Source organism: Cloacibacillus sp. (assembly GCA_036655895.1).
Taxonomy (GTDB): domain Bacteria; phylum Synergistota; class Synergistia; order Synergistales; family Synergistaceae; genus JAVVPF01.
Genome location: JAVVPF010000043.1, coordinates 1 through 13,158 on the forward strand (window position 1 = coordinate 1; position 13,158 = coordinate 13,158).

7 protein-coding genes are annotated in these 13,158 nt (G+C 55.3%); 6 read left to right on the forward strand and 1 reads right to left on the reverse strand.

Annotation, left to right across the window (positions count from 1 at the left end):
* On the forward strand, nucleotides 1–241 hold a 241-nt coding region (locus RRY12_11410), incomplete at its 5' end, for a hypothetical protein (protein ID MEG2185278.1).
* 87 nt (nucleotides 242–328) lie between these two features.
* Here the strand turns inward: RRY12_11410 and RRY12_11415 are convergent.
* Nucleotides 329–2,539 carry a patatin-like phospholipase family protein gene (locus RRY12_11415; protein MEG2185279.1) on the reverse strand — a complete coding sequence of 737 codons (2,211 nt, stop codon included), beginning with the start codon at nucleotides 2,537–2,539 and terminating at the stop codon, nucleotides 329–331.
* Nucleotides 2,540–3,069: 530 nt separating this feature from the next.
* On the opposite strand from RRY12_11415, the gene RRY12_11420 reads away from it, so the two are divergent.
* The 5 genes from RRY12_11420 to RRY12_11440 form a co-directional block, all read left to right on the forward strand.
* Nucleotides 3,070–6,075, forward strand: a complete 3,006-nt coding sequence (locus RRY12_11420) for an EAL domain-containing protein (GenBank protein ID MEG2185280.1) — start codon at nucleotides 3,070–3,072, stop codon at nucleotides 6,073–6,075.
* 66 nt (nucleotides 6,076–6,141) lie between these two features.
* Complete coding sequence (locus RRY12_11425; GenBank protein ID MEG2185281.1) at nucleotides 6,142–8,949, forward strand: response regulator; 2,808 nt, start codon at nucleotides 6,142–6,144, stop codon at nucleotides 8,947–8,949.
* Entirely contained in the window at nucleotides 8,946–9,290 is a 345-nt protein-coding gene (locus RRY12_11430; GenBank protein ID MEG2185282.1) for an Hpt domain-containing protein, read from the forward strand. The genes RRY12_11425 and RRY12_11430 overlap by 4 nt, the downstream gene beginning before the upstream one ends.
* Before the next feature lie 15 nt (nucleotides 9,291–9,305).
* On the forward strand, nucleotides 9,306–12,113 hold the full coding sequence (locus RRY12_11435) for an ATP-binding protein (GenBank protein ID MEG2185283.1): 2,808 nt from the start codon (nucleotides 9,306–9,308) through the stop codon (nucleotides 12,111–12,113).
* Nucleotides 12,088–13,158, forward strand: a 1,071-nt coding sequence (locus RRY12_11440) for a PAS domain-containing protein (GenBank protein MEG2185284.1), incomplete at its 3' end; no start/stop codon positions are given. The genes RRY12_11435 and RRY12_11440, both read left to right, overlap by 26 nt.

Here is a 13,158-nt window from a genome sequence, read left to right on the forward strand (position 1 = left end):
CAAAGTGATCCAGTCTGAGCCTGACGACGCGATGTACCAGACGATCACCGACGGCATCCTTCAGTGGATACGCGGCGACGTGGAGGGCATCAAAAAATCTATGGACGACTACGAGAAGCAGCTTCAGGAGTTCGCGAAGGCCGAAGCCGCGAAGAAACCGAAGATCGAAGTGGCGGGCGCCAACGTGCTGAACCAGCTCGACGCGGCGGCCGCAACAAAGGGCGGCAAACTGATAATCTAAAACCAGAAAACGCCTCTATCATCAAAGACAAGCGCGAAGGGCAGAACGCAAGTTCTGCCCTTCGCGCTTTATTGTTTTTATCAGCTTTTACGGCAGAGGGCCGTCCCAGAACCTCGGGATGCCGACGGAATAGCCTATCGTAAACCCGCCGTCCTGATCGTAAATGAGCAGCAGCTTGCCGTTGAAGTTGTTCATCGGCACGGAGAGCGCGGCTCCAACCTCCCAGCGGCTGCCGCTGTTCGACCAGTCGCGCATCACCTGTCCGTAGTTTCCGAAAAGTTCGAGGTTTATGCCGCCCCACCATGAGCGCATGTAGACCTTCTCAAAGCCGAGATGCACCCAGTAGGCCTGATCTCCGACCATCGGATGGTAGCCCAGGCTGTAAAGTTCCTGACGCGTGCCGAGCGTCGCGGCGTAGGCCAGGTCGTTTGCGTCTCCGGTCTTAAGGCCGCCCGCAAGTATCACCTTGCTCTTTTTAAAGAGCGGCATGTAGGTGCGGAACTGCGTCTCCGAGATGAGGTTGTAGTTTACGCGGTACCATAGGTCGGTGTTGAAGACGAGGCCCGAGGTGGGCATTATCGGGTCGTCCAGCGTGTTGAAGCTGAAGCTCATGTACGGGCCGTGGTCGTTTTTATCGTCTGTGCCAAGCGAGGTGACGCGCTCTGCGGCGTAGCCCAGGCCAAGACGCGAGCGCGAACCGACGGACTTGTACCACGCGGCTTTGGCCGAATATCTTTCCAGCTCCGCATACCCGAAGTTTTGCGGTTTATAGTCCTCCTGACGCGCGGAAAGCACCAGCCCCAGCTGGGCGTCGTTTTCATTCTGCTGCGTGAAGTAGCGCAGCATCGCGCCCCAGTTCGTGCCAAGCCGGTATTCAAGCGAGGCGGAGTCGCCCGGCATGAAGGTGTCGTGCGCTATCGCGGAAAGCGAGACCCAGCGGTTCGGATAAAGGTTGCTGGCAAAGCCGTCTATGCCGAAGGCGTATTTCGCGGGGCGTTCTATCTGGAAGACGACGGCTACTTTGTTCCGCGAGAGGTTCACCGTGTGCCCGTCGACGGACTTCACGTCTTCGCGCGAAGATATTTTTGCAACTGTCTGCGCGACGAGCTTCATGTCTAGCGGCTTGCCTATCCATGACTCGTATTTTTTGTGCAGCGCCTCGGCGACGCCTTCGGGAACTCCTTCAAAGCGCACCTCGGCCACGGTGAGCGTGCGCCTTGAAGGCCGCGGCGCTCTGCTGTGGTCCCACGTATGGCATTTGTCGGCTACGAGCATACGAAGCTCTGGGATCTTCGCCTCGGCGGCAGCGACGCCGCGGTCTATTATTTTGTCGTAGCCCTGCGACGAGAAGGTGCCTATGCCGCGCAGGTCTGGCGCGATGACGACGTCCGCCTGCTCGAGGTTGCGGCGTATCTGGCCCACCATCAGGATGTCGAGCGTCTGCGCCGCCACGTCGAACATCGTGCGAAATTCCTCATTGCCCTTTGAGATGTCTTCGTCGGAAAGATTCACCGCGACTATCGGATGTCCCGGGAAAAGTTTTTTCGCCTCAATGACCGGCAGGTTCGCCTTGAGGCCGCCGTCCACCAAAAGCATTCCGTTCATCGGCCACGGGTCGAAGATGACCGGTATCGACATCGAGGCGCGCAGCGCGGAGGCCAGGTTGCCGTTGCGCAGTATGACGGTATCTCCGTTGCCGAGGTTGGTCGCTACCGCGGCGAACGGTATCGGAAGCTGGTCGAAGTCAGTGACCGCGACGTCCGAGGTGAGGTCGCTCAAAAAGGCGTAGAGATCCTTTGCGTTGAGCGCGCCAAGACGCCCCTGTTCATTTTTATCTTTGTCCACTGTGACGGAAAAGAGCGAATCATCTACCGCCTTCGGCCTGTTGTAGCCGGGGCTGTTCAGGTAGGCGCCCGATCGGCCGGACATGACCTCCATCAGGTCCACGTCGGCCAGCATCGCGCGCATCTCCTCCGTGGTGTACCCCGAGCCGTAAAGGCCGCCCATTATAGCGCCCATGCTGGTGCCTATTATGGCGGCTACCGGAATGTCGTTCTTTGCAAGCACCTCAAAGACTCCGATGTGAGAGAGCCCCTTCATGCCGCCGCCGCAGAGCACGAGCACGACGCCCTCTTTGTGCGGGAAGCCCCAGCTCTGCATGTGTTCTCTCGTCTCGCGGGAATAAGGGGCGAACTCAGCCTCGTCCGCCGCGGCGCAGAGGGAACCCGTTGCTGCGAGCATTGCCGCGGCTGAAAGAAATATACTTAAATATTTTAATATCGGACCTCTAAAGAACATTTTTATCCACCTCTATGTAATGATAAAGCGTAATAAAGAGAAAGCGCAAACAAAGGGCCGACCGCGGCCCGTGTATTCAGCTTAATAATATCATAAGACGGCGCTTCGGTGCATGTCAAACGAAACAATACGCGTCCCCAAAAAGGCGGCGCGGCCCGTGCCGCCTTTTCTCTTAATACTTTTCGCGCCGGCGGCGCGCGGCAAAGCGCTACTCTGAAAGTTTTTTAAAAAACAAAACTTTATACTGTATTTCACAGCCAAGTATAGTATAATTTACGGTGTATATATGCAGAGTTATACAGGCTATATGGCCTGTGTTTTAAATAGCAACCGAAGAATCGCTGATATCTTTATGCCGGCCTAAAATGTCGGCGCGTTTTTTAAAAGCTTTGCCAAGAGCGGCGGCTATGGCAATATTTCACCAACGAAGATCAATATGGAGGCGGCGCTATGCAGAGCAATCACAAAGATACGCACAGAAACAATACGGTCAGACGCGAAAATACGGTGCGCATCGACGAGGCGTCTTCATGCCGTCTATAGCTTCTCTCAAAAAAAACATCCTGGTGGTGGACGACAACGCCATCAACCGCAGGATACTCCACAAAATACTGAGCGGCGACTACAACGTGCTTGAGGCTGAAAACGGCGAGGTCGCTCTTTCCATACTGCGTAAAAATTATGAGAGCATCTCCGTGGTGCTGCTTGATATAGTCATGCCCGTGCTCGACGGCTACGAAGTGCTGAAACAGATGCACGAGGACGCCTATCTCTCAAAAATACCGGTCATCGTGGCAAGCGGACAGAACTCCGAGGACGCAGAGGTGAGGGCGCTTTCGCTGGGCGCGAACGACTACGTGCTGAAGCCCTACAAGCCCGAGATAATAAAGCACCGCATAGCGAACACCATCTCTTTCAAGGAAAGCTCCGCCTTCATAAATTCCGTGCAGCACGACGCGCTGACCGGAGTCTACGGCAAGGACTATTTTTATTTACAGGTGAAGGAGACGCTTCAGAGCAATCCAGATAAAAAATACGACATTATCTGTCTCGACGTCGAACGCTTCAAGCTTGTAAACGATATGTACGGAATGCAGGTAGGCGACGCTCTTCTAAAACATATCGGCGCCGTCATTATGGAGACGCTGCCCGAAAAGGGCTTCTGCGGGCGCATCGGCGGAGACGAGTTTGCCTGCCTCATAGAGCACAGGGAAAGCTATCAAAAAAACTATTTTATTGACTCCATGGAAAAGGTGAACAAGTTCTCCGACACCATCCGGCTGAACCTTGTGCTGCGCTACGGCATCTATTATATAGAAGACGCCTCGACGCCGGTCAACATCATGTGCGATAGGGCGATGCTGGCGAAGGAGTCGATAAAGGGCAAGTACGACACCTATTTCGCCTATTATGACGACGCGATACGCCGCAAGCTCCTTGACGAGCAGCTCATCGTCTCCGATATGAAAAAAGCGCTGGCCGAAGGCCAGTTCACCGCCTATTTTCAGCCGAAGTACGACCTGAAGACCGACGAGATAGTCGGCGCGGAGGCGCTGGTGCGCTGGATACATCCCGAAAAGGGCTTCATGACGCCGGACAGCTTCATCCCGCTTTTTGAAAAGAACGGCTTCATCACCGACATGGATTTGTATATATGGGAGCTCTGCTGCCAGAAAATAAAGGCGTGGAGGGACGCCGGCAACGTCACGACGCCCGTCTCCATCAACGTCTCGCGCACGGACATCTACGACCCGAACCTGCCTCAGATGATCTTGGCCCTCGTGCAGAAATACGAGCTGAGCCCGCGCGACCTGCATCTGGAGATAACGGAGTCCGCATACACGGAGAACCCGGAACAGCTTATAGAGACCGTCTCCAAACTCAAAAAATACGGCTTCATCATCGAGATGGACGACTTCGGGACGGGCTACTCGTCGCTGAACATGCTCTCCGAACTTCCCATCGACATATTGAAGCTGGACATGCGCTTCATACAGAAGGAAGAAAAAAAACACAGAGACCGCAGCATACTGAGCTTCATCATCAGCCTCGCAAAATGGATGGACCTCAAAGTGGTGGCAGAGGGCATAGAGACGGCGGCGCAGGTGCAGCTTTTACAGTCTTTGAGCTGCGAGTACGCGCAGGGATATTATTACGCGAAGCCGATGCCGCAGGAACAGTTCGAGGCGCATCTTCTCAAATCAAAGATACAGGTCGAGGCAAAGCAAAACGCCGGCGAGACTGGGACGGCCGCCGAAGAGGCGCGGCCCGTCGCCGTGCTGTTTGACGCAGACGAAGCCGACCTTCCTTTGCTGCAAAAAGAATACGGGCACCGCTGCCGTTTTGAGCGCGCGCAGACCGCAAAAGAGGCGGCCGCGCTTTTGCGCCGGTGGGAGATGCGCCTCTGCGCGCTCATCTTGAGCCTGCCCGCCGAGGTAAGCCAGGACGAGATATCGGGCCTCGTCAAAACCTGCAAAAAGCTGACCGTCCCCGCCGTCGTAATTTACGACAAGGCTGACGCCGCCGCGTCGAAAATCATAAATCTGGAGATAACGGACTACATCCCGCGCCCGATAGAGCCGCGCCAGTTTTCTATGCGCATGAAAAACGCAATGGCCTACGCGAAGATGGAAAAATTTGAGCGCGAAAAAGAAATAAACGCCGCAATCATAGAGATGAGAAAGCGCGCCGAACACGACGCGCTGACAGGGCTTTTCAACCGCGCCGAATACGAGGCGCGCATAGACCATTTCTTCATCGAAAACAGCGAACCAAAGGGAGTATTCATCATCCTCGACGTCGATGATTTCAAAACCGTGAACGACACCTACGGGCATGTCACGGGAGACCGCGTGCTTTACGCCGTCGGCCGCTACATCGCTGCCCTCTTCCCTGAGACGGAGATCGTGGCGCGCATAGGCGGCGACAAGTTTTCCCTCTTTATTCCGTATCTTCCGCCGATGCCGCAGCTTGAAGCAAAGCTGCACCGCCTCTGTTCGCGCGTCACGCTCGGCGCGGAGCATGTGACCATCTCCTGCTCGGCGGGCGTCTGTTTCTCGCCCGATTACGGCATGAGCCACAACGACCTCTACAGAAACGCCGACCGCGCGCTTTTTTCCGCAAAGCGCCACGGCAAGAGCCAATTTGAAATATTCCTGCCAGAGATGAGCGTCGTGCCGCCATCCGTCTTTGAACAAAAGACTCTTGAAATGCTGGACAACGTCTCCGACGCGATGTTCGTATGCGACGCGGTGACAAGCAGGATACTTTATATAAACGACACCGCCTGCGCAGTCCTCCAAAAGGATAAAGAACAGTGCATGGACAGACGATGCTACGAACTTTTCTGGGACCAGTGCCGCAACTGCGCGCGCTGCGAATATATCGGAGAGCACACCGAAGATTTTTACGAGGAAACGACGCTCATGAAAGACCACCGCACGCCGGTGCATATCAAGGCGCGCCTTGAGCAGTGGGATGGACACAGCGTGAAGGTCCATTATCTGCATATAGGCGAACCGCTCGCAGAGGCGTAACCAACGGCAAAAGCTTCTGGCGTGAACGGGGGCGCCCTGCGGAAAGCGGCACTAAGGAGGAACACTATGGATCAATATTACAGAGATAATTTTGAAGAGATACTGGATATTTTCTGCCGTGCCGCCGGAGGCGGAGCGTTTTCCGTGCGCCTGGACGACGAGCTCACGCTTCTTTCCGCAAACGAAAGCTATTATAAAATATTTGGATGCACAAAAGACGGCCTCTTCCAGCAGACGCAAAATAAATTTGCGCGCAGCATCTATCCTGACGACGCGGAACGCGTCCTGGCCCTCTGCCGCGAGGCGAGAGAAAGCGGCGCGCTGCGCCTGGAATGCGAGCTGCGCATAATTACAGCCGCGGGAAATATAAAACGCGTGAAGGCGGCGGGCGCCATAGACCGCACGCACACGACGCCGGTAGCCCGCGGAGTTTTGATAGACCTTTTTGCCCAAAGTTCGGCCTCCGGCGAAGAGAACCTCTCCTACAAGAGCATCGTGGAAGAAAACATCATGGGCTCCTTCCGCCTGAACCTTTCGCAAAACCTCTGCGGCGACGGCCAGTGTATTTTTCCGTATGTGCTGAAGCTCAGATGCGCAAAGACGGTGGACGAATTTTTCGGCATGGTATACGAAGAGATACCGGACGCGGAGCAGCGGGCGCGCCACGCGGCACTCTTTAACAGAGAAAATCTGCTTGCGAGCTTCGACGCCGGCATCACGCATCTGCACCTAGAACACAAATACAGGGTCGACGAAAACCGCTGCCAGTGGCTCGCCACGCACATCACGATAACAAAAAATCCGGCGACGGACGACATAGAGGCGCTCATCTACACCTTTGACATCCACAGGACTAAGACGCTGCAGCTCATCATGGAGCACACCGTCGAAAGCGACTACGATTATATAGCGGTGGTCAACACGGCCGACGAGAGCCACATGGAGATAATGAACGACAAAAGCCCGGCCGTGGCCCCGCCAGTCCACCTTAAGAAATATTCGGAGGTCATAGCGGGCCTCGTAGCATTGGAGAACGCGCCCGAGGACAGAGAGCGCATCGAGCGGCAGAAGAGCCTGCAAAACGTTGTAGAGCAGCTCCGCGAAAGCGACTGCTACACCATCACCTACGCGGCGCGCCAAAAGGACGGAAGCGTCGGCCACAAACGCCTGCGTTTCTCCTATCTGGACCGTGACGAGGGCCTCATCGTTTTTTCTGCGACGGACATCACAAGGGAGATAGCGGAAGAACAGCAAAAGAACGAGATGCTGAGAGACGCGCTCACCGCCGCGAAGCAGGCGAACTCCGCAAAGACGGACTTTCTCTCGCGGATGAGCCACGAGATACGCACTCCGATGAACGCCATCATGGGCATGGCCGCCATCGCGGCCCAGTCCATCGGCGACGAGGAGCAGGTCTCCGACTGCATCTCGAAGATAGGCATCTCTTCGCGCTTTTTGCTCTCGCTCATAAACGACATCCTCGACATGAGCCGCATAGAAAGCGGCAAGGTGCTGCTGAAAAACGAAAAGGTCCCCTTCGCAGAGCTGATAGGCTCCATAAATTCCATCTGCTACTCTCAGGCGAAGGCTAAAGACATCGACTACGAATGCGTGGTCGACAACCACATCGAGGCCTCCTACATGGGAGACGCGATGAAGCTGCAGCAGGTGCTGATAAACATTCTTTCCAACTCCATAAAATTTACGGACTCCAAGGGGCGCGTCTCCATGGAGATAAAGCAGCTCAAAAGGACCGGCACTCACGCCGAGCTGCGTTTTTCCATAAACGACACAGGCTGCGGCATCAGCGAAGAGTTCATCCCGCAGCTCTTTGAGCCGTTCTCGCAGGAGCACGCGGCGGGGTTCAAGACGATGTACAGCGGCACGGGCCTGGGCCTCGCCATCTGCAAGAACCTCGTTGAGATGATGGACGGAAAGATAGAGGTGCGCAGCATCGTGGACGTCGGCACAGAATTTACCGTCACGCTGAAGCTCGGCGTCACAGAAGAGACCACCGCCGGCTATTTCAAAAAAATGAGCCATAACTTTGAACGCCTGAATACGCTTGTGGTAGACGACGACGTGGCGGTATGCCAGTACACCGTCATCACGCTGAGCGAGATGGGCATGAAGGCAGAATGGATCGATTCCGGCAAAAAGGCGGTCGAACGCGTGCGCGAGAAATGGGACGAGGGCGCGCATTACGACCTCATCCTCGTGGACTGGAAGATGCCGGAGATGGACGGCATAGAGACGGCGCGCGCCATCCGCGCGATAGTAGGGCCGGAGGTCACGATAATAATTATGACGGCCTACGACTGGGCCTCCATAGAACACGAGGCGCGGCTTGCCGGAGTCAATATGCTTATCAGCAAACCTCTTTTCAAATCATCGCTCGCCTCCGCCTTCAGCAAGGCGCTCGACGAAAAACATGTGGAAGAAATAATGGAAGAGCCCGTAGACTTCGACTTTTCGGGGCACAGGATCCTCGTCGTCGAAGACCATCCGCTCAACATAGAGGTGGCAAGAAAACTGCTTGAACGCAAGGGCTTTGCCGTCGACCAGGCTGAGAACGGCCTCCGCGCCATAGAGATGATAACGCTCGCGCCGGAAAAATATTACGACGCGGTGCTCATGGACATCCGTATGCCCGTCATGGACGGCCTCCAGGCGACGCGCGGCATACGCAACCTGCACAAAAAATCGGCGAAGACCGTGCCGATAATAGCAATGACGGCCAACGCCTTTGACGACGACGTTGAAAAATCCCGCAACGCGGGCATGAACGCGCACCTTACAAAGCCGATAGAACCGGCGCACTTGTACAGAACGCTTTACCATTACATCTCAGGAGAGGAAGATACGGCAAAATGAGTACGCTGACGGAGCGGCTGAAAGAGTACGGCGCCGACACTGATGGCGCAATGTCAAGATTTTTGAACGACGAGGAGCTTTACCTCTCATGTCTGGAACAGTTTGTTGACGACCCGGGCTTTTTCGCGCTCGAAGAGGCGATAGCCTCAGACGACCACCAGACCGCCTTCGACGCGTCACACATGCTTAAGGGCGTCGCCGCGAACATGGGGCTCACTCCGATGTTTTCCGCGCTGAGCGCCGTAGTGGAGCCTCTTCGCAGAAAAGAATACGCCGGCGTCAACGAACTGTACGCACAGGTCGCAGCTCAGCGCGCGGCGCTGAAAAAGATAACGGACTGAGAACGGGCTCGTTTCATGCAAAACAGCGGCGCAGTGCCCTCACAACTGAACGACTGTCAATATCAGCTTGACCTCTACCGCGCCTCTAAGCTCGGCGGCGTTTTTTCCGTGCGCCTGGATGACGACTTTACGCTGCTTTACGGAAACGACAGATATTACGACATCCACGAGTACACTGCTGAGGAGATGCAAAACCGCCTCCACAACAGAAGCGGCGAATATATCTATCCACAGGACCTTCCCTTGGTGCGCCGGACAATCGCGTGCGCGCTTGAACGCAACGAGCGCTATCTGGAATGGGAGATGCGCATCGTAACTGGGCGCGGCAGCATCCGCCACATCCTTTGCAGCGGCCTCGTTGAGGAGGTGAACGGCGCCGCCGTGATGAACGGCGTCGTAATGGACATCACAGCTCAGAAGGAGGCCGAACAGGCGCTCCGCGAAAGCGAGGAGAAATTCCGCATCGCGACGGAAAACTCCGACGTCGTCTTTTGGAGCTACAATATAGGCCGCGGCGAAATAGTACAGAACGAATCGTCGCAAAAGGTGCACGGGTTTACCCCGGTCATCGAAAATGTGCCGCACTCGCTGCTGGAAGAGGGCTATATCCGTCCCGACTGCATAAAACGTTTCATGGAAATGTACAGCGACCTAGAAGGCGGCGCAAAGAGGGCGGGCGGCGACTTCTGGACGAAAAACTTGACGCGCGACGGCTGGTGGTGCGAGCGCATCGAATACACCACCGTCTTTGACGAAAGCGGACGCCCAAAGTGCGCGCACGCCATAGGCCGCGACGTCACAGCGGAAAAACTGGCCGAGACTCGCTACAACGAAGAGGTCTCCTACAAGAACGCGATAATCTCTCAGAACTTCATCGGCAGTATGCGCGCCAACATCTCAACGGGCGAGATAGAAGAGGTCGCGTCGCCCTTTGAGTGGTTCAAAAAAATCTACGCCGGCAAAGACTACGAGCGCGGCGTCTCTTCCCTCTGCATGCGCCTGCCCGACAAAAAGCAGCGAAGCGCCTTTCTCGCCGCGGTGCAGCCCGAGGCGCTGATAAACGATTTCAAAAACGGCGTCACCACAAGAGATTTCCGTTTGCAGCGCAGAATGGAAAGCGGCGTCTTCAAATGGACCTCCACCACGGTGAAGCTATTCAAAAAGCCAAACAGCGAGCACATCGTCTGTTTCCTATACACCTACGACACCGACCGCGAAGAAATTTCCAAGCGCGCGATGGAACAGATAGCCGACAGCAGCTACGACATAATAGGCTGCATACACGGCGCAAATGACAGCTACACGATGCTCTCAAGCCCAAGAGACGCCTGCGACTTCACGCTTCCACGCTACGAACAGGCGATGGCGGCCTTCCTTTTTGCGCACAAAAGCGAGCATCTTGCACCGCAAAGCGTCACTGTGAAAAAAATACTGGAGGCGCTTGATGAGAAAAACGTCTACTCCCTCTCCTTCACACAGAGAAACGCTGAGGGCCGCGTGCGCAGCAAGCAGCTTCGTTTTTCATTCATAGAGCGCCAAACGAGGACCATCCTCTTTACAGTCAGCGACTTCACCGAGGTCGTCAACAAAGAAAAAACGCGTCAGGAGACGCTGAAAAAGGCGCTTGCCGCGGCGGAAAAGGCAAACGCGGCGAAATCCGATTTTCTTTCACGCATGAGCCACGACATACGCACGCCGATGAACGGCATCATAGGGCTGACGAACCTGACGCTCGACCTGCCTGAGCTGACCGGCGAGGCGCGCGCGAACCTCGTCGCAATGAAATCGGCAAGCGGATATCTGCTTTCGCTCATCAACGACACGCTCGACATGAACCGCATAGAAAGCAGCAAACTGACGTTGAACCTGGAGGACATCCGCGCGACGCAGCTCATAGATGAAGTCAGCGCCTCGATAGCGCCGATGATGCGCGAAAAACATATAGATTTCCAGATAAAAAAAATAAACACACAGCCGACGGTGGCGCGCATGGACAAAGTGCGCTTCCAGCAGATTTTCATAAACATCCTCTCAAACGCCGCAAAATTCACACCGGAGGGCGGAAAAATAGAATGGCTGATAGAGTGCCTCTCGCGCGACGAAAAATTCTCGCGTCTGAAACTCACGGTGCGCGACAGCGGCATCGGCATCAGCCCCGACTTTCTGCCAAAAATATTTGAGCCGTTCGAGCAGGAGCGCCGCGACATCTCCTCGAACTACATGGGCACGGGCCTAGGCATGTCCATCGTAAAAAATCTCGTGGAAAAAATGAACGGACGCATCGAAGTGACAAGCACTCTGGGCAAAGGCACAGACGTCATTGTCTATCTGGATTTCGAACGCGTGCAGGGCGTTCTGCCCGACGAAGAACAAAACTCCTCTTCGGCAGACCTCAGCGGACGGCGGATACTCATCTGCGAGGACCATCCGCTCAACATGCAGATAGCGCGCAGACTGCTTGAAAAAAACGGCGTCCTCGTCACCTGCGCTACGAACGGACAAGAGGGCGTTGAAACATTCGCCGGCTCCCAGCTCGGCTTTTTCGACGCCATACTGATGGACATCCGTATGCCGGTAATGGACGGACTTGAGGCGGCGCGAAACATTCGGCGCCAGCCGCGAAAAGACGCCGCGCACATACCGATAATCGCAATGACTGCGAACGCCTTCGACGACGACATAAAAAAATCAAAAGAGGCGGGGATGGACGCGCACATCACAAAGCCGTTCGACCCAAAGAGGCTGTGCCGCGAATTATATTCTCTGATAACAAAAGAAGAGGGACGGAGGCTGAAGAGTGAACAGCATAAAACAGATAATTGAGACCTATCTCAATGAATATCTGCTGCACAGAGATGTAGAAAAGACTCTCGCTCTGCTTTCGGACGACATCTGCTGGATAGGCTGCGGCGAAGGCGAGAAAGCCTTTGGCGCAAAGGCCGTAAAAGAAATGCTCTATCGTGAGATGGAGGTGACGCCCGCTAAATTTGCGTGGAAGATATCCAACTATCACGAGATAAATATGGGAGACGAGTCGGCCCTCGCCGTCATGGACTTAAGCGTCGAAGACCTTACGCAAAAGCACGCCATCAGCGCCATGAACATCAACATTACCTGCTCCCGCGCGGGCGGTGCCGTTAAGATCCGCTCCATACACGTTTGCGTACTAAGCGGCCTTCAGGACAAGGACGAGTTCTTCCCCGTCTCTCACACAGAAAAAAAACTTCAGCAGGACCTGCTCGACTCGCAGGCGGAGATGACGCTGCTCATGGACACGGTGCAGGCCGGCATCGTCGTGCTGCGCTACGACGGCGGCGCGCTTTTTCCCATCTATTTCAACGACGGCGTCTGCCGCCTGCTTGACACATCGCGCGACAACCTCCTGATACATTACCGCAAAGACGCCTATGCCGGCCTCCACGTTGAAGACAAGGCGCGCGTGATAAAAGCCTTCGACGACGCCGCTTACAACATGACGAAAATCAGCGAGACATACCGCCTCAGGGGGCCGGACAACAAATATATATGGGTCAGCATCGACGCCATGCCAGTGCGAAGGGCGGACGGCAACGTATACTTCTACGCCGTCTACACCGACATCACCACCGAGCGCAGACTGCTGTTTGAGGGGCGCGTCCGCGAAGAGACGATAAACATCGCCGTCGAACAGACCGGCGTCAAAATCTGGACGCTCGACCTGGACAAACGAAAAATATCCTACCACCGTAAAGACGAAAGCTCCTCCAAGATCTGCTGCGAAGAATACCCCTGCTGCGTCCCCGAAAGCTTCGTCAGCGACGGCAGAATATTTGAAGAAGACATCCCCGTCGTGCTCAAAATGTACGACGACATCTATAACGGAGCCGCG

Coding starts and splice junctions, on each gene's coding strand:
- RRY12_11415 (MEG2185279.1), bottom strand. CDS start 2,539: ATGTTCTTTAGAGGTCCGATATTAAAATATTTAAGTATATTTCTTTCA.
- RRY12_11420 (MEG2185280.1), top strand. CDS start 3,070: ATGCCGTCTATAGCTTCTCTCAAAAAAAACATCCTGGTGGTGGACGAC.
- RRY12_11425 (MEG2185281.1), top strand. CDS start 6,142: ATGGATCAATATTACAGAGATAATTTTGAAGAGATACTGGATATTTTC.
- RRY12_11430 (MEG2185282.1), top strand. CDS start 8,946: ATGAGTACGCTGACGGAGCGGCTGAAAGAGTACGGCGCCGACACTGAT.
- RRY12_11435 (MEG2185283.1), top strand. CDS start 9,306: ATGCAAAACAGCGGCGCAGTGCCCTCACAACTGAACGACTGTCAATAT.